Origin of the sequence: Rathayibacter sp. AY1C1 (genome assembly GCF_002932105.1) — a bacterium.
GTDB lineage: Bacteria > Actinomycetota > Actinomycetes > Actinomycetales > Microbacteriaceae > Rathayibacter.
Window position 1 is genome coordinate 40,506 of the sequence record NZ_PSWH01000001.1, and the last position, 25,915, is coordinate 66,420.

Here is a 25,915-nt window from a genome sequence, read left to right on the forward strand (position 1 = left end):
TCGATGACAGCGGGACACATACTACCCACGGGCACGGCCGGGCGCCGGGAGCGGTGCGGCCCGCCGGTATCCTGGCCGGGCTTCGGACCGATTGGACGCCATGCCGGAACTCCGCCCCGTCACGCTCGCCGTGCTCACCGTCGACCCGGGCGGGATGGGCGGCGGCGAGACCTACGCGCGCGCGCTCACGCGCCTCCTGGCGCCGCGGCCGGGGGAGGAGGGACCCGCCGTGCAGGTGCTCGTCCCGGAGAACGCCCGCGGCTTCAGCGAGGGCGTGCCCGAGGTCGTGGCCGAGGGGGTCGTCAGCGGGGCGGGCCACCGCCGCCGGGCCGTGGGGATGCTCCAGGCGCTCCTGCGCACGCCGCGCCTGCGCCGGCGCCTCGGCCGGGACGCGGTGCTCTACTTCCCGTTCACGGTCCCGCTCCCGTGGCCGTCGCGGCGGCAGGGGCACGTGCAGATGCTGTTCGACCTGCAGCACCGCGACCTCCCGCACCTCTTCCCCCGCGTCGAGCGCGTCTTCCGCCGGCTCGCCTACGAGGCGACCGCTCGCCGCGCCGACGCGGTCATCACCATCAGCGCCTTCACCAAGGGGCGGATCGTCGAGCTGCTGGGCATCCCGGAGGAGCGGATCCACGTGTCGCATCTCGGCGTGGACACCCGGCGCTTCGTCGCGAATCTGGGCACACGCGAGGACTTCGTCTTCTACCCGGCGCGCGCCTGGCCGCACAAGAACCACGCCCGCCTGTTCGAGGCGGTGCGCCTCCTGCGGGAGCAGGGGCACGCCCTCCGGCTCGTGCTGACCGGAGGGGATCTGGACCGCCTCGGCCCGCTGCCGGACTTCGTCGAGTGGCGCGGCCACGTCACTCCGGAGGAGCTCGCCGACCTCTACCGCCGAGCCGCGGTGCTGGCGTTCCCGAGCCTCTACGAGGGCTTCGGCCTCCCTCCCATCGAGGCGATGGCGTCGGGATGCCCGGTCGCCGCGTCCGACGCGGGCTCGCTCCCGGAGATCTGCGGGGACGCCGCGGTCTACGTCGATCCGCTCGAGCCGCGCTCGATCGCGGACGGGATCCTCGAGGCGATCGAGCGGACCGGCGAGCTCGGCCCGCTCGGCGTCGAGCGCGCCCGGTCCTTCAGCTGGGAGCGCTGCCGGGAGGAGCACCTCGCCGTGCTCCGCCAGGTGGCGCGGCGGCGCGGGCGCTGAGGAGTCCGGTCAGTCCCGCGGGTGCAGGAGCCGACGCCAGCTCAGTCCCTGAGCCGCGCGCATCGCGCAGAGCACCACGAGCAGCCAGCCGGCGTCGAGCAGGATCGAGCTCTCGGCCAGCGCGGTGACCATCAGCACGGTCAGCACCAGCACCGGCCAGACGTGCACGACCGCCTTGCGCTCGGAGGCGATCAGCCAGGAGCGCCAGAGCGCGAGGCCGATCAGCACGACGAAGAGGACCACCCCGACCGCGCCGACCTGCAGGGCCACGTCGAAGAGCGCGTTGAGGCTCGACGAGTGCGGGCGGCCCGAGAGGTAGTCGATGGCGGTGAAGGGGTAGAGGTCGGGCCGCCAGTAGCCCACCCAGCCCCAGCCGACGATCGGAGCGAGGTCCGTGAAGCGCCAGACCTGCTGCCAGAGCCGCAGCCGGAACTCGAACTCGCTGCCCGCGTTCAGCAGCTCGATCACCCGGTAGCGCAGGAGCCACACGGTGAGGGAGGCCGCGGCGGCGACGCCGAGCACCGCGACCTGCCGCCGACGGCGGTGAGTGCCGTCGCCGTGGCGCACCCAGCGCAGAGCGAGGGCGACGACGACGGCCACGGCGAGCACGCCCGCGCTCACGGCGGAGCGCGTGAAGAGGAGGGTGACCGCGGCGAGGGCGATCGAGGCGACGGCCGGCCCGCGGGCGACGGAGCGGGTCATCAGCTCCACCGAGAACGTCACGATCGCCAGCAGGCAGACCAGCCCGAGCTGGTTGCGCGTGCCGACGAGTCCCTGGATCGGCCCGCCGACCGCGAGCAGGCCCTCCACGCCGAGGAAGCGCAGCGGCTGGTCGATCAGCACCCCCGAGAGCACCTCCACGGCCAGCGAGGCGATCAGCACGACCCGCAGCACGTCGCCGACCGAGCGGATGATCTGGATGATGTCGCGCGTGAGGCCGATCGCGATCGCCAGGAACGCCAGGGCGAACTGGTAGACGACGCTCGAGACCGTGGCCCAGGTGTAGTCGCTCCACAGCACGCTGAGCGCGATCCAGCCGAGGAACACCAGGATGCTCGTGGGCAGCAGGCCCTCCCAGTCGAGCCGCCCGCGCCGCAGGACGAGCATGACCGCGGCGAGGGCGGTGAGCGTGGCGACGGCGGCGATGTAGCCGGGCCAGCCGATGAGCCCGCGGACCGCCGGGGCGCAGAGGACGGTGACGAGAGTGGTCTGCGCGAGGGCCGCCGCGAACTGCGGGGACGCCGTCGCGTCGGCGACGGAGGCGGGGAGCGAGGGGCGGCGGGGCCTCATCGCCTCGGGGAGGCGTCGGCGAGGGGGAGCGGGGTCGCGGCGAGGACCTCGGGCGTCTCGCTCGCCGGCCGCTTGGTCTGCACTGCGAAGAGGACGAGGAGCAGCCAGCCTCCCTCGATGAGGATCCGGCTCTCGAACAGCGACTGCGCCAGGAGGGCGACCACGATCAGCAGCGGAGCGAGGCTGACGGCCGTGTAGGGGAGGGTCGAGGTCGCGTCGCGCCGCGGGCGGTCGACCGCGCGGAACCAGGAGCGCCACAGCGTCGAGACGGCGAGCGCCGCGAAGAGGACGAGGCCGACCGCTCCGAGCTGGAGGGCGACGTCGAGCCAGGCGTCGTGGGCCTGCAGGTAGAGCACGCCCTTGCGCTCGGCGAGGGTGTCGAACGGGGCGGCCCAGGGAGCCCAGTAGCTGACCCAGCCCCAGCCGAGGACCGGGCGCTGCAGCGTGAGCGCGATCACCGAGTCCCAGATGTCGAGGCGGCCCGTGGCGTCCTCGCTCTTGCCGAGCAGGCCGAGGAGGGCGCCCCAGCCCGCGGCGCCTCCGGCGACGGCGGCCACCGCCAGCCCCGCGGCGGTCAGGTAGACGGGACGGCGGCGGGACTCGCCCCTCCGGCGAGCCCAGAGCGCGAACGCGGCCGCGAGGACGACGGCGACGAGGCAGAGCAGGACGGTCGCCGAGCGGGTGAGCAGGAGGGTCGCGACGTACAGGGCGACCCAGACCGCCCCCCAGCGGCGCCGGATCGAGTGGGCCGCCAGCTCGATCGCGATCACGATCAGGCCGAGCAGGGCGAGGAAGCCGAGGAGGTTGCGGTTGCCGACGATCCCCTGGACGGGCTCGCCGGTGAAGAGGGCGGCCTGCGACCAGTAGAAGGCATCGGGCGTCGGTCCGTCGGCGGGAGGCTCGACGCCGAACGGCAGGACGGGCTGCTCCACGACGACCGCGATCACGAGCTCGAAGAGGAGCGAGAGGCCGACGGAGAGGCGCAGGGCCCGTCCGAGAGCCGTGAGCAGTTCCCGGCTGCTCAGCGTGACGGCGAGGACGACGCCGCCGAGCGTCGTCGCGAGCTGCGCCGTGACTCCGATCGCGCTCGCTCCCGGATAGGCGGACCACAGCAGCGAGAGCACCGCGAGCCCGAGGAAGAGGACCAGCGACTTCGGCGTGCGGGCCCAGCGCGGGCGGGGGCGGGCGCGGACGAGCACGGCGATCGAGGCGCCCAGGAGCAGCGCGACGACGACGCCCCAGCCCCACCATCCGGCGAGGTTCCGCAGCGACTGGCCGGCCAGCAGCACGGCCAGCACCGCCACCGCGAGCCCTCGGGGAGCGGCGGGGGCGGCGCGTCGGATCATGGCGACCAGTCTAGGGAGCGGGGGCGGCGCGGCGGCGTGCCGGGCGCGCCGCCGCTCGCTCCCCGGCCGGGGAGGCTCAGACGAACGCGGCGGTGCCGGTGATCGAGCGGCCGACGATCAGCGTGTTCATCTCGCGGGTGCCCTCGTAGGAGTAGAGGGCCTCCGCGTCGGCGAAGAAGCGGGCGACGCCGTAGTCGAGGACGATGCCGTTGCCGCCCATCACCTCGCGGCACCAGGCGACGGTCTCGCGCATCCGGGCCGTCGCGTAGGCCTTCGCGAGGGCGGAGTGCTCGTCGCGCTGCTCGCCGGCGTCGAGCATCTCGGACACGCGGGTCGCCAGGGCGATGCTGGCCGTGATGTTGCCGATGCTCTTGACCAGGAGGTCCTGCACCAGCTGGTGCCCGACGAGCGGCTTGCCGAACTGCACGCGCTCCTTCGCGTAGCGCAGCGCCGCGTCGTAGGCGCCGATCGCGACGCCGATGGCCTGCCAGGCGACCTCGGCGCGGGTGAGCCGGAGCACCTTCGCGGTGTCGCGGAACGAGTTCGCGCCCTGCAGGCGCAGCGACTCCGGGACGCGGACGCCCTCGAGCACGATGTCGGCGTTCTGCACCGTGCGCAGGCTCTGCTTGCGCGCGATGGCGGTGGCGCGGTAGCCCGGCGTCGAGGTGGGGACGAGGAAGCCCTTCACCTGGCCGTCCTCCGCGTCCTTCGCCCAGATCACGGTCACGTCGCTGAAGGTCGCGTTGCCGATCCAGCGCTTCTCGCCGTCGAGGATCCAGTCGTCGCCGTCCCGGCGGGCGGTGGTGCGCAGGCCCTGGGCGGAGTCGGAGCCGGAGTGCGGCTCGGTGAGGCCGAAGGCGCCGACGACCTCGCCCGAGGCGAGCTTCGGCAGCCACTCGGCGCGCTGCTCCTCGGAGCCGGCGACGCCGACCGTTCCCATCACCAGGCCGTTCTGCACGCCCACGTAGGTCGCGATGCCCGCGTCCACCCGGCCCAGCTCGAGCGCCACCCAGCCGCGGAACACGGCGGAGTTCTCGATCGCGCGGGTCTCGGGCCAGGAGAGGCCGATGACGCCGGTGGCGTGGATCGCGGGGATCAGCTGCCGCGGGAACTCCGCGCGCTCCCAGTACTCGTCGGCGATCGGCCGCACCTGCTCCTCGAGGAACGCGCGGACGCCGACCAGCAGCTCCTTCTCGGCGGGCGTGAGCGCCGCCTCGAACCCGTAGAAGTCGGCCCCCAGGGTCTCGAAGGTCGTGCTGTCCATGCTCTGTGCTCCCTCGCTCGTCGGATGCGGCACGGCGACCGCTCCGACGGCGACAGTGCTGCGACTCCCAGCGTACGAAGCGCGCCTGCGAGTGCCGCGTCCTCTGGCGGAGAGCACCAACAGGCGGGCCCTCCTCCCGGGCCCGCGTTGTGGATCCTGCTAGCGTCGCAGCGGAGCGGCCCCGGCGCGTCCGGCTGAGCGGCTCGGACCCACCCCTCGGACGGAAGGCCAGCGCTCCCGTGTTCATCCCGATCGGCAACACCCCCCGCGACTACGCCTGGGGCTCGCTCACCGGCATCTCGGAGGCCCTCGGCACCGCGCCCTCCGGCGCCCCCGAGGCCGAGCTCTGGCTCGGCGCGCACCCGGGCTCGCCCGCGCGCATCCTCGACCCCGCCTCGGTCGGCGCCGGCACGCTCGCCGAGTGGATCGGCGAGCACCCCGAGGCGGCGCTCGCCGGAGTGGAGGGGTCGGTCGATCCGGTCTCGGGCGCTCCCCGTCTGCCGTTCCTGCTCAAGATCCTCGCCGCGGGCGGGCCGCTGTCGCTCCAGGCCCACCCCTCGTCCGAGCGGGCCCGGCGCCGGTTCGTCGAGGAGGAGGAGGCCGGCATCCCCCGCGACGCCGCCGATCGCAACTACAAGGACCCGTTCCACAAGCCCGAGCTGATCTACGCGCTCAGCGAGACCTTCGACGCGCTCTGCGGCTTCCGTGAGCCGGCGGACGCCCGGGCGCTGCTCGCCGAGCTGGCCGGGCGCGCCCCGGCGGAGGAGGCGGCCGCGATCGCGCGGTTCGCCCGGACGCTCGAGGGCGAGCCCTCGGAGGTCCTCCGCGGCGCCGTGTCGTGGCTGCTCGCCGACGGCGACCGTGCGGAGGTCGCCGCGCTGGTGTCCGCGGTCGTCGCGGCGTCCGCGGGCGACGACCGCCTCGAGACGACCACGGTCCGGGACCTGGCCGAGAGCTACCCGGGCGACCCCGGAATCGTGCTCTCGCTCCTGCTCAACCGCGTCCGCCTCGCCCGCGGCGAGGTGCTCTACCTGCCCGCAGGCAACATCCACGCCTACCTCGCGGGCACGGGCGTGGAGCTGATGGCCGCCTCCGACAACGTGCTGCGCGGGGGCCTCACGCCCAAGCACATCGACGTGCCCGAGCTGGTGAGCGTCCTCGAGTTCTCGCCGCTGCCCGTGCCCTACCTCCCGGCCGAGCAGGCCGGATCGGGCGTGCGCGTCTACCGTCCGGACGTCCCCGACTTCGTGCTCGCCGTCGTGGAGCCGGAGTCGGAGACGCCGGCCCGCGTCGCCCTGCACGGACCCGCCATCGCGATCGCGACCGAGGGCTCGTTCTCGCTCGAGGGCGCCGAGGGCTCGGTCCGCGTCGAGCGCGGCGGCAGTGTGTTCGTGACGCCGTCGGAGGGCGCCCTCGCCGTCACCGGACGGGGCAGGCTCTTCGTCGCGACGGTCTGACTCCTCCAGCGATCCCGGTGCCGCCCGCTCAGGCGGCGAACGTGCGGCGGTAGGCCGCCGGCGTGGTCCGCAGGACGCGCGTGAAGTGGTGGCGCATCACCGCAGCCGTGCCGAAGCCGACCCGCGCGGCGATCGCCTCGAGGGTCAGCTCCGTCTCCTCCAGCAGCACCTGCGCCCGGAGGAGGCGCTGGCGGGTGAGCCAGGCGAGCGGAGTCGTGCCGAGGTCGGCCCGGAAGCGGCGCGCGAAGGTGCGGGGGGCCATCACGGCGCGCCGGGCCAGCGCCTCGATCGAGAGGTCCTCGTCGAGGTGCTCCAGCATCCACTCGGTGACCTCGGCCAGCGAGTCCGCGCGCGCCTCGGGAACGGGGGTCCGCAGGTACTGCGCCTGCCCGCCGTGGCGCTGCGGGGGCACGACCATCCGCCGGGCGACGACGCTCGCCGCCGTCGCGCCCAGCTCCTCGCGCACCACGTGCAGCGCCGCGTCGATGCCGGCCGCGGTGCCCGCGCTCGTCACGATGCGCCCCTCCTGCACGTAGAGGACCTCGGGGTCCACCGTGACGGAGGGGAAGCGCCGGGCGAGCTCGGCGGCGTGCATCCAGTGGGTGGTCGCGCGCCGGCCGTCGAGCAGGCCCGCCTGCGCCAGGGTGAAGGCCCCGCTGCAGACGCTGAGGATCCACGCGCCGCGCTCGTGAGCCTCGCGGAGGAGGTCGAGGACCCGCTCGTCGGCGGGCCCGCGGCCGTGGGCGGGGACGGCGATCAGGTCCGCGTCCCGGGCCGCGTCGAGACCATCGGCGATCAGCAGGTCGAATCCGAGGCTCGTGCGGACGGGGCCCGGATCGGGAGTGGCGATCCGGAAGTCGAGGGCGGGCCCTCCGTCGGCGCCGCGGTCGATCCCGAACACCTCGCAGACGACCCCGAACTCGAACGGCGCGAGGCCGGGCAGGGCGAGGAGGGCGACGGAGCGGAGCACGGCGGCAGGATATCGCCACCCGTCGTCATCCGGCCTATCCACGCCGTCGATCCCCGCCGCTAGGGTGTCTTCCGGCGCGCGGAGTCGCGGGCCCGCACCGAGGAGGATCCACATGGCATGGCTGGTCACCGGGGGAGCCGGGTACATCGGGGCGCACGTGGTGCGCGCGTTCTCGGAGCAGGGCATCGACCCCGTCGTCCTCGACGACCTCTCCTCGGGGCACGCGTCGTTCGTGCCCGAGGGCGTCCCGTTCCACCAGGGCTCGATCCTCGACGAGGCCCTGCTCGACCGCGTGCTCGCCGAGCACGACATCGAGGGCGTCGTCCACGTCGCCGGGTTCAAGTACGCCGGAGTCTCGGTGCAGCGCCCTCTGCACACCTACGAGCAGAACGTCACCGGCACCATGCGCGTGCTGGCGGCGATGGAGCGCGCCGGGGTCTCCTCGATCGTCTTCTCCTCGAGCGCTGCCGTCTACGGCGCGGTCGACGTCGAGATCGTCACCGAGGACACCCCCAAGAGCCCGGAGTCGCCCTACGGCGAGTCGAAGCTGATCGGCGAGTGGCTGCTCGCGGACGCGGGGCGGGCGCACGGCGTCCGGCACGCCTCCCTGCGCTACTTCAACGTCGTCGGGTCCGGCTACCCGGACGTCTACGACACCAGCCCCCACAACCTCTTCCCCCTCGTCTTCGAGGCTCTGCTGGACGGCCGCACGCCCCGGATCAACGGCGACGACTACCCGACGCCGGACGGCACCTGCGTCCGCGACTACATCCACGTCGCCGACCTGGCGCTCGCGCACGTCGCCGCGGCGCGCCGCCTGGCCACGAGCGAGCCGATCGACCCGGTCTACAACCTGGGCAGCGGATCCGGGGCCTCCGTCGGGGAGATCATGCGCGCGATCGCCGACAGCACCGGCATCGCCTTCACGCCCGAGGTCGCCCCGCGGCGGCCGGGCGATCCGCCCCGCATCGTCGCCTCCGGTGAGACGGCGGCCCGCGACCTGGGCTGGGAGATGCGGCACACCGTCGCCGAGATGGTGGAGAGCGCCTGGCGCGCACGGAGCGCCGCGACCGCCTGACCGGATCTCACGTTCGCGACACGCCGGTGTGTCGTGAACCCTCCACGGCGGGTTGAGGGTTTATGGTCCGCGACTTGACCTGAGCGAATGACACCGCTGTAATTACCTAGGCAGCGGCTCCGGGAGGAGCGGCCGCCGATCATCGGTTCGCAGGCGGGGTAGGAGACGGCATGACGCTTCCGGAACAGCACTCCGGAGTCCCCGAGGACTGGTTCGTCGATCCGGTCCGTCTGGGCGTGCCCGGGGTCCGACCCGGTATCGACACCGCGACCGAGGCGCCGGGGGGCGCGCTCTCCTGGCAGGTCGACTCGCTGTGCGCGCAGACCGACCCCGAGGCCTTCTTCCCCGAGAAGGGCGGCTCGACCCGCGACGCCAAGAAGATCTGCACCTCGTGCGAGGTCCGGGCGCAGTGCCTCGAGTACGCGCTCGAGAACGACGAGCGCTTCGGCATCTGGGGCGGCCTCTCCGAGCGCGAGCGCCGGAAGCTGCGCCGCCGGGCCTAGTCCCCTCCTCACCGCGACCCGACCGACGGGGCGGCGAGCCGCAGGCGGGCGGCGCGGCGGCATCGCTTAGGGTGGTCCGCGATGTATCCACGAGTCACCGCCGTCCTCGTCGCGCGCAACGGCGCGGCCTATCTGGAACGAACCCTCGCGGCCCTGCGGGCGCAGACCCGTCAGCCCGACGCGACGGTGTTCGTCGACGGAGGCTCGAAGGACGCGACCGACGAGCTCCTCGCGTCCTGGGGTCCGACGCAGCTCGTGCAGGTCGCCGAGCACCTCCCCTTCGGCCAGGCCGTGGCCCGCGCTGTCCGCGTGATGCAGCCGCCGGCCGGAGAGGACGAGTGGCTGTGGCTGCTCGCGCAGGACTCCGCCCCCGAGCCCGGCGCCCTCGCGGCGCTGCTGGGAGCCGTCGAGGTCGCCCCCTCCGTCGCGGTCGCCGGTCCCAAGATCATGGACTGGACGCGCTCCGGCTACATCCGCAGCTACGGCGAGTCGATCACCAAGCACGGCACGACCGTCCACCTCGTCGAGGACGAGCTCGACCAGGGCCAGCACGACTCCACGCCCGACGTCCTGGCCGTCGCCGCCGGCGGCATGCTCGTGCGCCACTCCCTCTGGGAGGAGCTCGGCGGCTTCGACCCCGGCCTGCCGGTCGTCGACGACGCGCTCGACTTCTCGATCCGCACCCGGCTCGCCGGGCACCGGGTCAGCCGCGTGCCGGACGCCCGCGTCACCACCGCCCGCATCGGGCTGCAGCGCCCCGACGGCCGCCGCATCGACAGCGGGGAGCGGCGCCGCGCGCGCCAGCACCGCACCGCGCAGCTGCACCGCCGGCTCGCCTACGCGCCCGTCGCGCTCCTCCTCCTGCACTGGCTCTCGCTCGTCCCCCTGGCTATCGGCCGCGCAGTCGTGCGCCTGCTGCGCAAGCAGCCCGGGCTGGTCGGAGGGGAGCTGCTGGCGGCCCTCGTCGTCGCCTTCGGGGGGACGAAGGTGCTGCGGGCCCGCACCGTTCTCCGCTCGTCGAAGAACGTGGGCTGGAAGGCCGTCGCGCCGCTGCGCATCCCGCTGGACGTGGTGCGGCAGCTGCGCTCGGTGCGCCACGACGCCGTGCGCGTGCAGGCCGGGCGGGACCGCCATCCGCTGCACTTCTTCCAGGGCGGGGGAGTGTGGGTCGTCCTCATCGCCGCGCTCGCCGGCCTGGTGGTCTACACGCCGCTCCTCGCTGCTCCCGCGCTCAGCGGCGGCGGTCTGCTGACGCTCTCGCCGACCGTCGGCGAGCTGTGGCGCAACGCGGCCTACGGCTGGCGCGACCTCGGCTCGGGGTTCATCGGCGCGGCGGACCCGTTCGCCGCCGTCCTCGCCGTGCTCGGCTCGCTGACCTTCTGGTCGCCCAGCTACTCGATGGTGCTGCTCTATCTCGTCGCGCTCCCCGCTGCCGCCCTCGGCGCCTGGCTGATGATCGCGCGGCTCACCCCGCGCGCGACCGCCCGCGCCGCCGGAGCCCTCGTCTACATCCTCGCTCCCGCCTTCTTCGCCGCGCAGGCCGACGGGCGCCCCGCCCCGCTGCTGGTGCACGTGCTGCTTCCCTGGCTCTTCTTCGCCGGGTTCGGCGCGTACCGCTCCTGGTCCGCCTCCGCGAGCGCCTCGATCCTGGCTGCGGCCGTCGTCGCGTGCGCGCCGGTGCTGGCCGTGCCGCTCCTGGTGATCTGGCTCGTCGTCGTCGCCACCTCGGGGCGGCGGATCGGCCGCTTCCTCGGCCTGCCGATCCCCGCGGCCGTCCTCCTCTTCCCGCTGGTGGTCGCCCGCGCACCGCGGGGCGACTGGCTCGGCGTCCTCGCGGATCCGGGCGTCCCGCTGCCCTCCGCGCAGGCGGACCTCGTCGCGCTGCTCGCCGGCTTCCCGGCCGGTCTGCCCGACGGATGGCTCGCGTTCCTCGGCGGTCTGGGGATCGGCGCCTCCGCCGCCCCGCTGGTCACGGCCGTGCTCGTCGTGCCGCTGATCGTCGCGGCGCTGGCCGCCCTCCTCCTCCCGAACAACCTCTCGGCCCTCGGCGGAGTCGGCGTCGCGGCGGCGGGTCTCGTGACGGCCTCGCTCGCCCAGGGCGTGCAGGTCGCGACCACCGGCTCCGAGGCGGTCTCCGTCTGGAGCGGCACCGGTCTCAGCCTCTACTGGCTCGGCCTGGTGATCGGCGCGTCGCTCTCGCTCGCCCCCGTGCGCTCGGTGCGCGTGGTGCCGGCGCTCGTCGTCACGGCCGCGGCGGCAGCACTGGTCGGTCCGCTCGTGGTGGCCTTCCCGACCGGCGCCGGCACGTCGGTGTCGACCACGTCGGACCGCTCGCTCCCCGCCTACGTGGCGGCCGAGGCCCGGAACGACCCGCGCGTGGGCACGATCGTGCTCGTCCCGCAGGCGGACGGCGGCGTCCTCGCCCGGCTGGAGCGCGGAGCGGGCGCGACCCTCGACCAGCAGTCGACCCTCGCGAACACTGGCGCCGAGAGCACGGACGCGATCGACGAGCTGGCGGGCAACCTCGTTTCGCGGACGGGCTACGACGTCCCCTCCGCGCTCGAGAGCCTCGGCGTGCGCTTCGTCGTGCTGACCGAGCCGGCCGGCACCCAGGTCGGCGACGCGGCCGCCGCCGTGCGCGCGCGGGCGGCCGTCTCCCTCGACGGCAACGCGGCGTTCTCGGCCGTCGGCGACACCCGCTACGGACTCCTCTGGACGGCCGTCGACACCGAGGGGACCCGCACCGAGGCCGCTCCGTCCGGCGTGGTCGGGCCCTTCGGGATCGCCTACACGATCGCCCTCCTCCTCATCTTCGTCGTCGCCCTCCTGCTGGCGGTGCCCACCGGGCTCTCGCTCGAGCGGGGCCGCTCCAGCGGCGCGGTCGCCGGGATCGACGACGAGCCGGGCGAGGCCACCGGCCAGTTCGACGACGGGAACGACGATGTCTGACCCCGCCGACCAGGAGAAGCAGATGCCCGAGTCCTCCGCCCGCCGCTCCCGCGCGGAGCGCCGCGCCGATCGCGCCGCGGCCTCGACGCCCGATCGCGCACCCTCGGCCGCCCGTCGGCGCCGGACGGCCCTGCGCGGTGCGGTGGGCGCGGCCGGAGTCGTGATCGCCGCGGCCGCCGTGGTCGTGCCCCAGCTCCTCCCGTCCCCCCTGGTCTCGAGCGCCGCGGAGGGCGTCGTCGTGACGCCCGTCGCGGCCGACAGTTCGCTGGTCTGCGGCGGCGATCTGATCGACGCCGGAGAGCCGGAGCAGCTGCGCGCCCTCGACGGCGCGGCGACCGCGGTCCGGCCCGAGGGCTCCACCTCGGACCCCACGGTCCTCGACGAGGACGATGTCGCCGCACCGGGCACCGGCATCACCGGTCTGAGCGTGCCCGCGGGCTCCGACCCCGCTCCCGGTGGAGCCACCGTCCAGGCCATCGGCACGGACACCCTCTCCGGACTGTCCGCCCGCGCCTGCGCCGAGCCCTCGGCCGACAGCTGGCTCGTGGCCGGCTCGACCGACGTCGGGCGCACCTCCGTGCTGATCCTGGCGAACCCGAGCGAGGTCGCCTCCACCGTCGACCTCACGCTCTTCTCCGAGACCGGCACCGTCCAGGCCACCGGCGCCACGGGCATCGTCGTTCCGGCCGGAGCGGTCCGCGCGCTCCCGCTCGCGGGGCTCGCCCCCGGGGTCGTCCAGCCCGTCGTGCACGTGACCGCCCGGGGCGGCGAGGTCGCCGCGAGCATGCAGAGCAGCGCCATCTCCGGCCTCACCCCGGAGGGCGTCGAGACCACCGGCCCCTCCGCCGGCCCGGACACGCTCGCCGTGATCGCCGGCTTCACCGTCACGTCGCCTCCGGCCGAGACCGCGAGCGACGACGGCAGCGGCGGCGCGGGCAGCCCCGTGCTGCGCATCCTCACCCCCGGCGACGCCGACAGCACGGTCTCGGTCGAGGTCACCAACGAGGACCCGAGCGGGTCGGGCGCCTCCACCCAGGTCGTCGTCCCCGCCGGCCTCGTCGGCGAGGTCCCGCTCACGGGCCTGGCGGACGGCTCCTACCGCATCGTCCTGCGGGCCGATCAGCCGATCGTCGCGGCGGGGCGGACGACCTCGACCGGCTCGGCCGGCACGGACTTCGCCTGGTTCGCCTCCGGCACCGCGACCACGACGCCCTTCGGCGTCGCCGGCACGGGCGAGGGCGACGCGCGGCTGCACCTGGTCAACGGCAGCGACTCGACCGCCTCGGTCGAGATCGAGGCCCCGGGCGGCACCCGCACGCTCGAGCTCGGCCCGTTCGCGGCTCTCGCGACCCCGCTGGACGGCGACGGCGCGGTCGTCAGCAGCACCCAGCCAGTGCAGGCCTCGGTCTCGATCGCGCGCGACGGGCGGATCGCCTCGTACACGATCGTCCCGCCGGGACCGCTCTCCTCGCCGATCACGGTCTACTCGCACTGAGACGCGGGGCGGCGGCGCCTCGGCGGTGCCGGCGCCTCAGAGCTGCCGGCGCCTCAGGGGTGCCGGTAGCGGTCCGGGGAGATGTCCCACGGGTCGCGGCCGAGCAGCTCCGCGACGGCGCGGAACACGTAGCTCTCGATCAGCATGCGCTGGTGCCACTCGTCGCGGCGGTGCAGCTTCGCCAGGCGCTCGATCGGCACACGGTAGAGCGTGATGCGGCGCGCGGCGTGGTCGACGCGCCACCGCGCGATGCCCGTGCCCTGCAGCCGGTCGGGGTCGACGTCGGGAGTCGCCGCGACGTCGACGCGGATGCCGGCGAGCTCCTCCGGCCAGGTGCCGCGGAGGTAGTCGAAGGCCGAGCCGATCGTCGCCTCGAAGAAGTCGGAGCGGGTCTGCAGCAGGGGGAGGTGCGGACCGGTGATCGGCCCTCGTGCGCCGCGGCCGTGCCGGTCGCGGGAGCCTCCGCGCGACCCGCTCGTCGGGCGAGCGGCGGAACGACGAGCACGGGGCATGGCTCCAGCCTATTGCTACTGTGGGCGGCGATGACCGGACGGCACTGCTCGCGGACGGGCTGCCGCGCGCAGGCCGTCGTCACGCTGACCTACGACTACCGCGACTCGCTGGTGGCGGTCGGGCCGCTGAGTCCTGCGCCGGATCCGCACGGCTACGACCTCTGCGCCGAGCACGACCGGCGGCTCCTCGTCCCGCGCGGCTGGGAGACCGTCCGCTACGGCGCGGGGCCCGCCTAGGCCGCTGCCGCGCGCGTCAGGGCCGCTCGGGGAAGCCGCGCGGCGTGCTCGAGAGCACCGGGGCCAGCCGCTCGAGGCGCTGGTCGGACAGGAGAAGGGCGCGCTCCTCCCGCGCCCGGCGGAGGGCCGCCACGGCGAGGAGGAAGTCCTCCGCGTGCGCGGCGGGCAGCGGGGAGACGTGGACCGCGGTCTCGTCGGCCAGCGCGGCGGCGAGCTGCGAGCGCGAGGGCTCCGTCATGCCGTGGCGCTGACGGAGGAACTGCGCCAGTCGGCGCGCCAGTGCGTCGGGGAGGCGCGCGGTGTCCGCCGTGACGGCCCAGCCCCGCAGCGGCTCCGGGATCTCGACGACCAGCGGCTCCGCGCGGGGAACGCGCTCGAGCTGGCTGTGCGTGCCCGCGAGGACGTCGCCGAGACGGCGCGATCGGCGCGAGAGGAGGCCGACGACCGCGGCGAGCCCGCCGAAGGTCATCAGGATCTCGAGGACGCCGGTGAGGCCGCGCACGAGGGCGTGCCGGAAGCCGATGGAACCGCCGTCGTCGCGGACGACGCGAGCGCCGACGGTGAGCTTCCCGAGCGAGCGGCCGCGACTGGCCGTCTCGACGGTGACCGGCACGATCACCACGGCGATGACGAGGGCCGCGATCGCCACGGCGGCCGAGGCGGCGGGGTCGAGGCCGCCGTCCCCGGAGAGGGAGGAGACCAGCAGGAACAGGCCCAGCGCGAGCAGGAGCTCCGCGATCAGGTCGATGATCGCGCCGACCGCGCGGAGCACGAACGAGGTGACGGGCACCTCGAGCGCGATCGCCTCGCCGGTGACCAGGTCGGCGTCGTCGAACTCGGTGCGCTGCTCCTCCACGGTGCTCCTCCCGGATGCTCGGCCTCGGCGGCGTGCCTGGCTATCCTGTCAGGAGATGGACATCGACGCTCTCTCGGCCGCCCGCGCTGCGCAGTGGACCCGCCTCGACGAGCTCTCGCGCAGGCGCCGCCTGACCGGAGCCGAGGCGGATGAGCTGATCGAGCGCTACCAGGCGGCATCCGCGGACCTCGCCACGATCTCCTCCACCGCCGGATCGACAGCCGTCGGCACTCGGCTCGCCGTCTCGCTCTCGCGGGCTCGGGGACGCCTGACCGGCACGCGAGACGAGCCGCTCGCCGCGGTCTCCCGCTTCGTCGTCCTCTCGCTCCCGGCCGCTCTGCACCGGCTGCGCTGGCTGACGCTCGCCGTCGCCCTCGCGACCGCGGTGGTGGCGACGCTCTACGCGCTCTGGATCCTCGGCGACCCGCGCCTGCTCGCCGCGCTGGGCGACGACGAGGAGCTGCGGCGCTTCGCCCGAGGCGACTTCATCGACTACTACTCCGAGAACCCCGCCGCCTCGTTCGCCGGGCAGGTCTGGACCAACAACGCCTGGATCGCGGCGCAGTGCGTGGCCTTCGGGATCGTCGGCGTCTACGTGCCGTACATCCTGCTGCAGAACGCGCAGAACCTCGGCACGTCGATCGCGGTGATGTTCCATGTGGGGGAGGGCGACACGTTCTTCCTGTACATCGCGCCGCACGGACAGCTCGAGCTGACGGCCGTGTTCGTCGCCGCGGCCGCGGGCCTGCGGATCTTCTGGGCCTGGATCGCTCCCGGCGCGCGCACCCGCGGCCAGGCGCTCGCCGAGGACGCGCGGAGCCTGTTCACGGTGGCGATCGGCCTGGTCTTCGTGCTGCTCGTCTCGGGCGTGATCGAGGGGTTCGTCACTCCGGCACCCTGGCCCTGGTGGCTCAAGATCGGGATCGGGGCGCTCGCCCTCGGCGCGTTCCTCTTCTACATGATCGTCGTCGGCGGGCGCGCGGTGCGGGCGGGGGAGACGGGCGACCTCGACCGGTTCGAGGCCGGGTCGCGGAGCATCGCGGCCGGCTGAGCCGAGCCGGACGAGCGCGGCCGTCGGAGCGGGGCCGTCGATCAGCGCTCCCGGGACCGACGACGGCCCCTCTCGCAGGTCAGAGCCGTCCGGCCGCCTTGAGGGCGAGGTAGCGGTCCGCGAGCGCCGGCGGGAGAGCGGAGGGGCTGCCGAGCACGACGTCCCCGCCGAGACGGCGGACGGCGGCCGAGAGCCGGTCGACGTCCGCGAGCGAGCGCTCCGCGGCGGCGGCGGAGTAGACCGCGGCCCGGTCGCTCCGGTCCTCCGCCATCCGCTGCAGCTCGGGGTCGAGCGCGCAGGCGACCACGACCGTGTGCACGCGGGTGAGCTGCGGGAGCACCGCGAGGAGCCCCTCCGCCGAGCCGACCGAGTCGAGCGCGGTGAGGAGCACCACCAGCGAGCGCTGGGAGGCCAGGGTGCGCACCTGCGCGGGGACCGCCGCCCAGTCGGTCTCGATGAGCTGGGGCTGCACGGGGGCGAGGGCGTCCACGACGCGGGTCAGCACCTCCGTGCCGGTGGCGCCGTGCACGCGGGCTCGCCGGGTGCGGTCGAACGCGAGCACGTCGACCCGGTCGCCGGCCGAGGCCGCGAGGGCCGCCAGGAGGAGCGACGCCTCGATCGCCGTGTCCAGGCGCGGCTCGTCCTCGATCCGTGCGGCGGACGTGCGGCCCGTGTCGAGCACGACGATCACGCGCCGGTCGCGCTCCGGGCGCCAGGTGCGGACGACCGGCTCCCGGCGCCGCGCGGTCGCCCGCCAGTCGAGCGAGCGGACGTCGTCGCCGCGGACGTACTCGCGCAGGCTGTCGAACTCGGTCCCCTGGCCGCGGATCATCACGCTGGTCCGCCCCTCCAGCTCACGCAGCCGCGCCAGGCGCGAGGGCAGGTGGCGGCGGGAGCGGAAGGCGGGCAGCACCCGGACGACGGCCGGCGCGGCCCGCGTCGCCTGGCGGCCGGCCATCCCGAGCGGCCCGCGGGAGCGGATGGTGACGTGGAGTGCCCGGCGCTCGCCGCGGCGGATCGGCTCCAGGACCGTGGTCACCGCGCGGCGCTCGCCCGGCGGCAGACGCAGGGGCGACCGGGTCTCGAGGGCGCCGGCCGAGGGCTCCCAGGCGTCGCGGAGGACCCCCGTGATCCTCCTGCGGCCGGTGCTCGTGACCAGGAGGGTCGCCTCGGCCCTCTCGCCGAGCCGCACCCGGTCCGGCACCCGCCGCTCGAGCACCACGGCCCGGGGCGAGCCCGCGACCGCGACGTCGATCCCGACGAGGACCGCCCAGGCCAGGAGCCAGAGGCCGAGCACGGCGAAGGCGACCTCGGGGCGGCCGCCCAGGAGGACGACCGGCACCAGGCCGACGAGGAGGACGAGGACGCTGCGTCCGGTGAGGTGCACGGCTCAGACCGGGACGCGGACCTGCTGCAGGATCCCGCCCAGGACGGCCTCGGTGCGGACGCCCTCGAGCTCCGCCTCCGGCTCCAGCTGGATGCGGTGGCGCAGCACGGGCAGGACCATCGCCTGCACGTGGTCGGGGGTGATCGAGCCGTAGCCGTTGAGCCAGGCCCAGGCGCGGGACGCCGCGAGCAGGGCGGTCGAGCCGCGGGGGCTGGTGCCGAGCTTGACGCTCGGGCTCTCGCGGGTGGCGCGGGCGAGGTCGACGATGTAGCCGAGGACGTCGGGACCGGCTCCGACTCGCCGGGCCGAGGCCTGGGCGGCGCGCAGACGGGCGGCGTCGAGCACGGGTTGCACGCCCGCGGCGTCGAGGTCGCGCGGGTCGAAGCCGGCGGCGTGGCGCGAGAGCACCTCCACCTCGACGTCGCGCGGCGGGATGTCGAGCACGAGCTTGAGCAGGAACCGGTCCAGCTGGGCCTCCGGGAGCACGTAGGTCCCCTCGTACTCCACCGGGTTCTGGGTGGCGGCGACGAGGAACGGGTCCGGCAGAGGCAGGGTGCGCCCGTCGACGCTGACCTGGCGCTCCTCCATCGCCTCGAGGAGCGCGGCCTGGGTCTTCGGCGGCGTGCGGTTGATCTCGTCCGCCAGCAGGAGGTTCGTGAAGACCGGGCCCTCGCGGAAGGCGAAGCCGGAGGTGGAGGCGTCGTAGACGAGGGAGCCGGTGATGTCGCCGGGCATCAGGTCCGGCGTGAACTGCACCCGGCGGGTGTCGAGGCCGAGTGAGACGGACAGGGCGCGCACGAGCAGCGTCTTCGCGACTCCGGGGACGCCCTCGAGCAGGACGTGGCCGCCCGCGAGGAGGGCGATCAGGAGCCCGGAGACGGCGCCGTCCTGGCCGACGACCGCGCGGCCGACCTCGGAGCGGACCCGGTCGAGCTCGGCGCGCAGGTCGTCGTCGGAGACCGGCGCTCCGTCGCGGGCGGAGGGGGTGGTGTCGCTCATCGGGAGGGGCCTTCCGGTCGTCGGGCGGTCGTCGGGGAGAGGGCGGCGCGGAGCGCGCTCTCGAAGCGGAGGAGCTCGTCGGAGGCGGCGACGAGGGCGGCGTCGTCGCCCGGCAGGTCGTCGACGAGCAGACGGCGCAGCGCGGCCTGATCGCGGCCGAGGCGCTCGGCGGCGACGGCGACGATCTCGTCGACCCCGGTCGCCGGAGCGAGTCCCAGGAGCGCGGCCGTCCGCCGGAGGGTGCCGATGCGCAGTGCGTCGAGGGCGCGGGGCCGCAGGGCTCCGCGCGCGTAGAGCCGCGCGCGGCCGCGGGCCGTCTCGCTCGCATGCACGACGACCGGCAGCGGCTCGACCGCGAGCGGGCCGAGCCGGCGGCCGCGCCAGACGGCGGAGGCGACGAACACGGCCACCAGCAGCAGGAGAGCCGGTGTCACCCAGCCGGGGGCGAGGTCGGCGGGTGCAGGGGTGGTGCTCGCCGAGTCGGCGGCTCCGGCGCGGTACCAGACCAGCCGGTCCTCACCGCCGAGCAGTCCGAGCGCGAGAGCGGCGCGGCCGTCCTGGCCGATGGTGCCGTTGCGGAGGAGGTCGGCGTCGCCGATCGCGGTGACCTCGGCGCCCTGCGGGAACACGGTGCTCACGAGCAGGAAGCCGTCGTCGCCCGAGGGGAAGCAGCCGACCGCGTCGCCGTCGTCGAGGATCCGGTACGTGCTCCCACCGGCGGGGAGCGTCCCGGCGCGCTCGGCCGCCGGGAGCGGGCACTCGGCGCGGAAGGGGCCGTCGCCGGCCGGGGAGCCGGCGAAGCGGACGTCCGGCAGCAGGGCGTCGAGCGCGGCTCCTCCCGGGGTCACCAGGACGAGCGAGGCCGAGGCGCGGGCGAGCCGGCGGTACTGGGCCTCGTCGAGGGCCACGTCCGGGTCGTCGACGAGCAGTGTCGCGTCGGGGGAGGAGGCGGCGAGAGCGGAGTCCAGGTCGTCGGCGCGGACGACCTCGACGCCCTGATCGCGCAGCACCTGGGCGAGCGCGCGGGCGCCGTCCGGGGTCGCGCTGTCGACGTCGAGGTCCGGGGCGGCCACCCGGGTCCCGGTCGCGACGGTGAGCAGCAGAGTGCCGACCGCGACGATCACGAGCAGGAGCACCCACACCCGTCCGCGGCGCAGCAGCGCGCCGAGGGTCGGGCTGGAGACCGTGTCGGCGCTCACCGGGGCGCCGCCAGGGCGTCCAGGACCGGCGAGGCCGCGGCGAGCTCGCGGTCCAGAGCCGCGACCCGCTCGTACTCGGCCGGGCCGCAGGGCTGCCCGAGGTAGCGCACGCGGTCGAAGTCGTCGGCCGTGCGGCGCAGCGCGGCGGCGGAGGAGGGGAAGGTCGCAGAGGCGCGCGACGCCAGGCCGAGCGCGGTCGTGCCGGGCGAGACCCGCAGGACGGTCCGCTCGTCGAGGGAGCGCACCAGGGCGCGGAAGCGCTCGACGAGCGCCTCGTCCCAGTCCCCGCGGGCGGCCGCGGCCTCGGCGAGCGAGCGGAGGGTCGCGGCCGAGCGGGTGTCGTCGTCGGCGAGCACCGCTCCCGTGACGGTGCTGCGGCGACCGGCGCGGGGCCGTCCCGCGATGACGAGCGCGGCGACCACGAGCGCCACCAGCACCAGCACGCCGATCACGGCGGCGATCGGCACCGGCGGGCCGTCGCCCTGCAGCGTGAGGGAGGCGAACCAGTCGCGCACCGCCTGCACCACCCGGTCGAAGAGGGTCGGCTCGGCCGCCCGGTAGCGCGGGTCGGCGAGCTCCTCGAGGAGGAGTCGGCGCGCCTGCTCCGCGTCGGGCTCGAGAGGGGCCGCGGCGAGGATCACGGGCGCTCCGGCACGGGGAAGGGATCGGGGGAGGGGCGGCCCGCCGCGCGCTCCTCGACGTGCCGCATCAGCACCAGGTCGAAGCCCTCGCGGCGCATCCGTCGGTCGAGGTAGACGAGGCCCGTCACGGCCGACTGGAGCACGGTGCCGACGGCGCCGATCACGAAGCCCACGGCGACGGAGGCGATCGTCACCACGAGCGAGGTGACGAGCTGCGCGTCCGGGTCGGTCGGGGCGATCAGGGCGCCGGCGATCGGGATGAGCAGGCTGAACGGCGTGGCCACGATCTGGCCGGCGACCTGGATGATCACGGTCATCAGCGCGAGCGCGCCGAAGGTGCGCCAGAAGCCGCCCGCCACCAGCCGCCAGGAGCGCGCCACCGCACTGCGCAGCGGCAGCCGCTCGACGACGATCAGGCTCGGAACCAGGGCGAGCTTCGTCGACAGCCAGACCCCCAGCGCGAGGGCGACCAGGCCGGAGCCGACGAGTACCAGGATCCCGCCGACGATCGCGCTCGACGTCCCGTCCATCGCTCCGATGACGAACAGCGGCACGGCGAGCGCCACGGCGAGGAGCACCAGGAGGAGGTAGCCGACGCCCTGCAGGACCGTCCAGCCGATCAGCGCCCAGAAGCGGCCCCGCAGTCGGGCGAGCAGCTGTCGGAAGGTCGCCCGCTCGCCGAGGACGCCGCGGGTGACCTCGAGCACGACCACGCCCTGCACGAGGGCGCCGCTGGCGAGCGAGACGGCGAGGGGGATGAGGGCGGCCAGGACCACGACCGCGAGGGAGCCCGCGCCGACGGCGTCGCGGTCGGCGGACTCCGCCTGCGCGATGCGCCCGACGGCGAGCACCGCGATCAGGCCGTAGACCGCCAGGGCGAGCACCGACCCGAGGCCCTGCACCAGCAGGGCGACGCCCAGGGTCGTGCGGGGGCTGCGGCGGAGGACCTGGAACGGGGCGCCGAGCAGGGTGCCGAAGCCGAGCGGGCGCAGCGGCACGAGACCGGGCTTGGGCGGGGGAGTCCAGCCGGGCGCTGGGCGTCCGGGCGACCAGGGGCCGGCGCCGGCGGGCGACCAGGAGCCCCCGGCGGGACCGGGTGGTACGGGGCCTGCGCTCGGCGGCGCAGGCGACCAGGCCGGGGCGACGGGAGCGGGCAGCGGCCTGCGCCGGTCGCCGTCCTGCGCCGGGACGGCCGCGTCGTCCGGACGCCCTGCGGGCGGGGGCCACTGAGCTGCGTCGGTCATTCCCTCCATGCTGTCACAGGCGTGCGGGCGGGGTCCTCCCCCGAGCGGACCCCCTTCGCCCGCAGAGCCCGCTCCCCGCCCGCGGAGAGGTGCGTCGGTTAGCCTGGGTCGGGTCACCGTGCGCGCCGTGGGCGGGCGCGACCCGAGACGAGGAAGAGCAGACCGATGAGCGCGCGCATTCTGGTGGTCGACGACGACGCCGCCCTGGCCGAGATGATCGGCATCGTCCTGCGCGCCGACGGGTACGACGTCTCCTTCTGCGCGGACGGCTCCGGCGCCCTCGAGGCCTTCCGGCGGGCCCGGCCGGACCTGGTCCTGCTCGACCTGATGCTGCCCGGGATCGACGGGATCGAGGTGTGCCGCGCGATCCGCGCCGAGTCCGGAGTCCCCGTCATCATGCTGACGGCCAAGTCCGACACCTCCGACGTCGTGCAGGGCCTCGAGTCCGGCGCCGACGACTACATGGTCAAGCCGTTCGACCCCAAGGAGCTCGTCGCGCGGATCAGGACGCGCCTGCGTCCCGCCACCGCCGCCGCGAACGCGGTGCTGCAGGTCGGGGACCTGAGCCTCGACGTCGCCGGCCACGAGGTCCGCCGCGGCGAGACGCGCATCGGCCTGACCCCGCTCGAGTTCGACCTCCTCCTCGCCCTCGCCTCCAAGCCCCAGCAGGTCTTCACCCGCGAGATGCTGCTCGAGCAGGTCTGGGGCTACCACTACAAGGCCGACACCCGCCTCGTGAACGTGCACGTCCAGCGCCTGCGCGCCAAGGTCGAGAAGGACCCGGACGACCCCCGCATCGTGATGACCGTGCGCGGCGTCGGCTACCGCGCCGGCGCCGTCCTCCCGGGCTGACCGTGCCCCGCCTCGCCGCTCCCGACGTGCGCCGGTGGCCCCGCCGCGTGCTCGGGGTGTGGCGCACGTCGCTGCAGTTCCGCGCGGTCGCGATCACGGTCCTGCTCAGCGGCATCGCCATCGGCTCGACCGGCGTCTACCTCTCGTACAGCATCAGCGACAACCTGTTCCAGTCACGGCTGACGCAGGTCACGGGCGACACGTCGCGCGCGACCCGGGCCGCGCAGGGATACCTCGACGCCGCCACCGTCTCCACCCGCCAGGACATGGAGGAGGTGATGAGCTCGGTGCGCACCGCCGTCCGGGACGCCTCCTCCTCCGCGCTGATCGCCGTCGTGCGCTCGCCCGACCAGGAGGCGTCCTCGCTGGCGCCTCAGGACATCTACAACCGCGAGCTGCAGAACGGCGTGATCAGCGACGCGCTGCGCGAGCGGGTGCAGGCGGGCTCCGACGGGCAGTACTGGCAGTCGGTGACGCTCGACGCCTCCGGTCAGCAGCAGCCCGGCATCCTCGTCGGCTCGACCCTCGAGCTGCCGAGCTCGGCCGGGCGCTACGAGCTGTACATCGGCTACTCCCTCGCGGACGCGGAGCGCACGCTCCAGTTCGTGCAGCAGGTGCTCAACGTGGCGGGGATCCTGCTCATCCTGCTGATCGGAGCGGTCAGCTGGGTCGTCGTGCGGATCGTCGTCGCCCCGGTCCGGGTCGCGGCCGAGACGAGCCAGCGCCTCGCCGCCGGCGACTTCGACGTGCGGATCCCCGAGCGGGGCCAGGACGTGATCGCGACCCTCGCCCGGTCCTTCAACGGCATGGCCGACAGCCTGCAGGACCGGATCAGCGAGCTCGCGACGCTCAGCCAGGTCCAGCAGCGCTTCGTCTCGGACGTCTCGCACGAGCTCCGGACGCCGCTGACGACGATGAAGCTGGCCGGGGACGTGCTGTACGACCAGCGCGAGGACTTCGCCCCGGTCGCCGAGCGCACGGTCGAGCTGCTGCACAGCCAGATCGACCGCTTCGAGAGCCTCCTCGCCGACCTGCTCGAGATCTCCCGCCACGACGCGGGATCGGCCGAGCTCGAGCTCGAGCCGGTCAACCTGGTGAAGCTGGCCGGCGACGAGATCGAGGCGATGCGCGGGATCGCGGAGGCGAACGGTTCCCGGCTCACTCTCTCCGCCCCGGGCGGCTACTTCGACGCCGACCTCGATCCGCGCCGCATCCGCCGGATCGTCCGCAACCTGCTGGGCAACGCGATCGAGCACGGCGACGGCCGCGAGGTCGTCGTCACCGTCGACAGCAACGCCAGCGCGGTCGCCCTCGCGGTGCGCGACTACGGGCACGGCATGAGCAGCGAGGAGGTGGTGCGCGTCTTCGACCGCTTCTGGCGCGCCGACCCGTCCCGCCGCCGCACGCTCGGCGGCACCGGCCTCGGCCTCTCCATCGCGCAGGAGGACACCGCCCTGCACCACGGCTGGCTGCAGGTCTGGTCCGTGCCCGATCGCGGCGCCTGCTTCCGCCTGACCGTGCCCCGGCACCGCGGCGAGCGGATCGAGGCCTCGCCGCTCCCGCTGCCCCCGGTCGACGCGGGCGAGCAGGCCTACAGCGGCCCGATCGTCCTCCCGCCGCTGCAGGCTCCTCCGGTCGGGGCCGCGGGGGTGCTCCCGTGAGGCGCGGCGTCCTCCGCGCCGTCGCGGCCGCCGCGCTGCTCGCGTTCGGGCTGGCCGGGTGCGCCGGCATCCCGCGGGACGGCGACGTCGGAGTCGGACGGCCCGACACCGCGCCGCAGGACCTCCAGTACGACTTCCTCCCGTCGGGACCCGCCGTCGGTGCGTCGCAGCGCGACATCCTGACCGGCTTCATCGACGCCGCGTCGAGCCCGCAGAACAACTACAAGATCGCCCGCGAGTTCCTCTCCACCGGAGCCGACTGGACGCCGGGCGAGCACGTGACGGTCGACGAGGGCCAGCGCTCCGCCTCGCCGCAGTCGGGATCCACGCTCTCGCTGACGATCACGCCCGTCGCCGAGGTCGACGCGACCGGCGTCTACACCGACGTTGCCACCACGGCCGGCCTGACCCTCGACTACGGCTTCGTCCAGGAGAACGGCGAGTGGCGCATCAGCGCGCCGCCGAGCGGCGTGGTGATCGACCGCACCACCTTCGAGCAGGTCTTCTCGACGCACGCGCTCTACTTCTTCGACCCCGGATACCAGTACCTCGTGCCGGACCTGCGCTGGTTCGCCTCGCGCGCCGACAGCTCCACCAGCACCACGATCGTCACGGAGCTGCTGCGCGGCCCCACGCCGTGGCTGCGGGACTCCGCCGCCGTCGTGTCGGCCTTCCCGACCGGCACGACGCTGGCGGCCGAGACCGTGCCGGTCGAGTCGCAGCGCGCCGTGGTGGACCTGAACCCGGCCGCTCTCGAGGCCGATCCGGCGCAGTGGCGGCTGATGGCGCTGCAGCTGAACCGGAGCCTCGCGAACGTCTCGAACGTCACCGGAGTCGCGCTCTCCGTCGAGCAGAACCCGATCGACGTCCCCTCCGAGGTCACCGGGCTGCCGACCTCGCCCCGCGTCGACACCCGGCCGCTCGTGCTGACCGACGACGCTTTCGGATTCCTCGGCTCCTCCGGGCTGGCCGGCCTCGGGATCTCGGATCGGATCGAGGCGCTGCAGCCGCGGGCCGCGGTCCTCGGCGAGCAGCGCGGGGCCGACTCGGACGCGTCGGCCGCCGTGCTCACCGCCGCGGGCGTGAGCCTCGTGGAGCCCGACGGTGCCGACGTCCTCCTCGACGCGCGGTCGGGCCTCGTCGCGCCGTCCATCGATCCGCTCGGGTACGTCTGGTCGGTGCCGTCGGCCTCGCCCGGGCAGCTGGTGGCGTACTCCGCGGACGGCTCGCGCTCGATGCAGGTCGCGACGGCCTGGAGCGAGGTCGAGTGGCTCGCCTCGATCGCCGTGTCGCGCGACGGCACCCGGATGCTGGCGCTCGCCCAGGACGGGCAGCAGGCCACGGTGCTGGTGGCCGGCATCACCCGCTCACGGGACGGCGACCCGGTGGCGGTCGGCGAGCCGGTCGTCCTCCGCTCGACCCTGGGGACCGCGGTCGCCGCGGCCTGGACGGACGAGCTCGACGTGGTGTCGGTCGTGCGCGGCTCGACGGGGGAGGACGCCGTCACGATGAACCTGCTCGGCGGAGGCGCCACGGCGCTCGGCACGACGACGGGCACGGTCCAGATCGCCGCGGGCAACACCTCGACCCAGATCCGCATCCTCGCCGAGGGCGGGGAGCTCCGGCAGCAGCGGGGCTCGGCCTGGCAGACGACCGCGACGGACATCCGGCTGCTCGCGGCGCAGACCGGCATGGGGTCCTGACCGGTCCTGTCGGCGGCGAC

22 protein-coding genes are annotated in these 25,915 nt (G+C 74.8%); 11 read left to right on the top strand and 11 right to left on the bottom strand.

Annotated features, from left to right (window positions below):
* The first annotated feature begins 100 nt into the window (after nucleotides 1-100).
* Entirely contained in the window at nucleotides 101-1,201 is a 1,101-nt protein-coding gene (locus C5C71_RS00180; protein ID WP_104223147.1) for a glycosyltransferase family 1 protein, read from the top strand.
* A gap of 9 nt (nucleotides 1,202-1,210) precedes the next feature.
* On the opposite strand, the gene C5C71_RS00185 is transcribed toward C5C71_RS00180, so the two are convergent.
* From C5C71_RS00185 to C5C71_RS00195, 3 genes are all read right to left on the bottom strand, one after another.
* On the bottom strand, nucleotides 1,211-2,491 hold the full coding sequence (locus C5C71_RS00185; protein ID WP_104336897.1) for an O-antigen ligase: 1,281 nt from the start codon (nucleotides 2,489-2,491) through the stop codon (nucleotides 1,211-1,213).
* Entirely contained in the window at nucleotides 2,488-3,837 is a 1,350-nt protein-coding gene (locus tag C5C71_RS00190) for an O-antigen ligase (protein WP_104336898.1), read from the bottom strand. The genes C5C71_RS00185 and C5C71_RS00190 overlap by 4 nt, the downstream gene beginning before the upstream one ends.
* A 76-nt stretch (nucleotides 3,838-3,913) precedes the next feature.
* The gene (locus tag C5C71_RS00195; protein WP_104324133.1) at nucleotides 3,914-5,101 is read right to left on the bottom strand and encodes an acyl-CoA dehydrogenase family protein; all 1,188 of its coding nucleotides are present in this window, start codon (nucleotides 5,099-5,101) and stop codon (nucleotides 3,914-3,916) included.
* A gap of 239 nt (nucleotides 5,102-5,340) precedes the next feature.
* On the opposite strand from C5C71_RS00195, the gene manA reads away from it, so the two are divergent.
* Nucleotides 5,341-6,558 (top strand): mannose-6-phosphate isomerase, class I, encoded by a 1,218-nt coding sequence (manA, locus tag C5C71_RS00200; protein WP_104324132.1) that lies wholly within the window; start codon nucleotides 5,341-5,343, stop codon nucleotides 6,556-6,558.
* A gap of 28 nt (nucleotides 6,559-6,586) precedes the next feature.
* Here manA and C5C71_RS00205 read toward each other — a convergent pair whose 3' ends face one another.
* Nucleotides 6,587-7,528 carry a GlxA family transcriptional regulator gene (locus tag C5C71_RS00205; protein WP_104324131.1) on the bottom strand — a complete coding sequence of 314 codons (942 nt, stop codon included), beginning with the start codon at nucleotides 7,526-7,528 and terminating at the stop codon, nucleotides 6,587-6,589.
* A gap of 112 nt (nucleotides 7,529-7,640) precedes the next feature.
* Here C5C71_RS00205 and galE point away from each other — a divergent pair, with 112 nt between their 5' ends.
* The 4 genes from galE to C5C71_RS00225 all read left to right on the top strand — a co-directional run bounded on the left by galE (nucleotide 7,641) and on the right by C5C71_RS00225 (nucleotide 13,553).
* Nucleotides 7,641-8,606, top strand: a complete 966-nt coding sequence (gene galE / locus C5C71_RS00210) for a UDP-glucose 4-epimerase GalE (protein ID WP_104224146.1) — start codon at nucleotides 7,641-7,643, stop codon at nucleotides 8,604-8,606.
* A gap of 170 nt (nucleotides 8,607-8,776) precedes the next feature.
* A complete protein-coding gene (locus C5C71_RS00215) occupies nucleotides 8,777-9,109 on the top strand; it encodes a WhiB family transcriptional regulator (RefSeq protein WP_104224145.1) in 333 nt (110 codons plus the stop codon).
* 81 nt (nucleotides 9,110-9,190) lie between these two features.
* Complete coding sequence (locus C5C71_RS00220; protein WP_104336899.1) at nucleotides 9,191-12,058, top strand: glycosyltransferase family 2 protein; 2,868 nt, start codon at nucleotides 9,191-9,193, stop codon at nucleotides 12,056-12,058.
* Nucleotides 12,051-13,553 carry a DUF5719 family protein gene (locus tag C5C71_RS00225; RefSeq protein ID WP_146076848.1) on the top strand — a complete coding sequence of 501 codons (1,503 nt, stop codon included), beginning with the start codon at nucleotides 12,051-12,053 and terminating at the stop codon, nucleotides 13,551-13,553. Before C5C71_RS00220 ends, C5C71_RS00225 begins: the two co-directional genes overlap by 8 nt.
* Before the next feature lie 53 nt (nucleotides 13,554-13,606).
* Here the strand turns inward: C5C71_RS00225 and C5C71_RS00230 are convergent, their stop codons facing one another.
* A complete protein-coding gene (locus C5C71_RS00230; protein ID WP_104224142.1) occupies nucleotides 13,607-14,065 on the bottom strand; it encodes a metallopeptidase family protein in 459 nt (152 codons plus the stop codon).
* 30 nt (nucleotides 14,066-14,095) lie between these two features.
* On the opposite strand from C5C71_RS00230, the gene C5C71_RS00235 reads away from it, so the two are divergent.
* Nucleotides 14,096-14,302 carry a DUF3499 family protein gene (locus C5C71_RS00235; RefSeq protein WP_104224141.1) on the top strand — a complete coding sequence of 69 codons (207 nt, stop codon included), beginning with the start codon at nucleotides 14,096-14,098 and terminating at the stop codon, nucleotides 14,300-14,302.
* A gap of 16 nt (nucleotides 14,303-14,318) precedes the next feature.
* Here the strand turns inward: C5C71_RS00235 and C5C71_RS00240 are convergent, their stop codons facing one another.
* Nucleotides 14,319-15,158: an RDD family protein gene (locus C5C71_RS00240; RefSeq protein WP_104336900.1), complete on the bottom strand. Its 840-nt coding sequence runs from the start codon at nucleotides 15,156-15,158 to the stop codon at nucleotides 14,319-14,321.
* Nucleotides 15,159-15,213: 55 nt separating this feature from the next.
* On the opposite strand from C5C71_RS00240, the gene C5C71_RS00245 reads away from it, so the two are divergent.
* Nucleotides 15,214-16,209, top strand: coding sequence for a stage II sporulation protein M (locus C5C71_RS00245; protein ID WP_104232803.1), 996 nt, complete (start codon nucleotides 15,214-15,216; stop codon nucleotides 16,207-16,209).
* A 79-nt stretch (nucleotides 16,210-16,288) separates the two neighbouring features.
* Here C5C71_RS00245 and C5C71_RS00250 read toward each other — a convergent pair whose 3' ends face one another.
* Genes C5C71_RS00250 through C5C71_RS00270 form a run of 5 tightly spaced genes read right to left on the bottom strand, consistent with a single transcriptional unit; the run spans nucleotide 16,289 to nucleotide 21,679 of the window.
* On the bottom strand, nucleotides 16,289-17,596 hold the full coding sequence (locus C5C71_RS00250; RefSeq protein ID WP_104246665.1) for a DUF58 domain-containing protein: 1,308 nt from the start codon (nucleotides 17,594-17,596) through the stop codon (nucleotides 16,289-16,291).
* Nucleotides 17,597-17,599: 3 nt separating this feature from the next.
* Nucleotides 17,600-18,595 carry a MoxR family ATPase gene (locus tag C5C71_RS00255; RefSeq protein WP_104336901.1) on the bottom strand — a complete coding sequence of 332 codons (996 nt, stop codon included), beginning with the start codon at nucleotides 18,593-18,595 and terminating at the stop codon, nucleotides 17,600-17,602.
* On the bottom strand, nucleotides 18,592-19,794 hold the full coding sequence (locus tag C5C71_RS00260; RefSeq protein ID WP_104336902.1) for a DUF4350 domain-containing protein: 1,203 nt from the start codon (nucleotides 19,792-19,794) through the stop codon (nucleotides 18,592-18,594). Before C5C71_RS00260 ends, C5C71_RS00255 begins: the two co-directional genes overlap by 4 nt.
* Nucleotides 19,791-20,435, bottom strand: a complete 645-nt coding sequence (locus C5C71_RS00265) for a DUF4129 domain-containing protein (protein WP_104336903.1) — start codon at nucleotides 20,433-20,435, stop codon at nucleotides 19,791-19,793. The genes C5C71_RS00260 and C5C71_RS00265 overlap by 4 nt, the downstream gene beginning before the upstream one ends.
* Nucleotides 20,432-21,679 (bottom strand): hypothetical protein, encoded by a 1,248-nt coding sequence (locus tag C5C71_RS00270; protein ID WP_146084379.1) that lies wholly within the window; start codon nucleotides 21,677-21,679, stop codon nucleotides 20,432-20,434. The genes C5C71_RS00265 and C5C71_RS00270 overlap by 4 nt, the downstream gene beginning before the upstream one ends.
* Nucleotides 21,680-21,844: 165 nt before the next feature.
* Between C5C71_RS00270 and mtrA the strand changes: the two genes are divergently transcribed.
* From mtrA to C5C71_RS17420, 3 genes are read left to right on the top strand one after another with little or no spacing between them, the layout of a single operon-like run.
* Nucleotides 21,845-22,531, top strand: coding sequence for an MtrAB system response regulator MtrA (gene mtrA, locus C5C71_RS00275; protein ID WP_104224133.1), 687 nt, complete (start codon nucleotides 21,845-21,847; stop codon nucleotides 22,529-22,531).
* A gap of 2 nt (nucleotides 22,532-22,533) precedes the next feature.
* A complete protein-coding gene (mtrB, locus tag C5C71_RS00280; RefSeq protein ID WP_244229464.1) occupies nucleotides 22,534-24,192 on the top strand; it encodes an MtrAB system histidine kinase MtrB in 1,659 nt (552 codons plus the stop codon).
* Nucleotides 24,189-25,895 (top strand): LpqB family beta-propeller domain-containing protein, encoded by a 1,707-nt coding sequence (locus tag C5C71_RS17420; RefSeq protein WP_181065611.1) that lies wholly within the window; start codon nucleotides 24,189-24,191, stop codon nucleotides 25,893-25,895. Before mtrB ends, C5C71_RS17420 begins: the two co-directional genes overlap by 4 nt.
* Nucleotides 25,896-25,915: the final 20 nt, after the last annotated feature.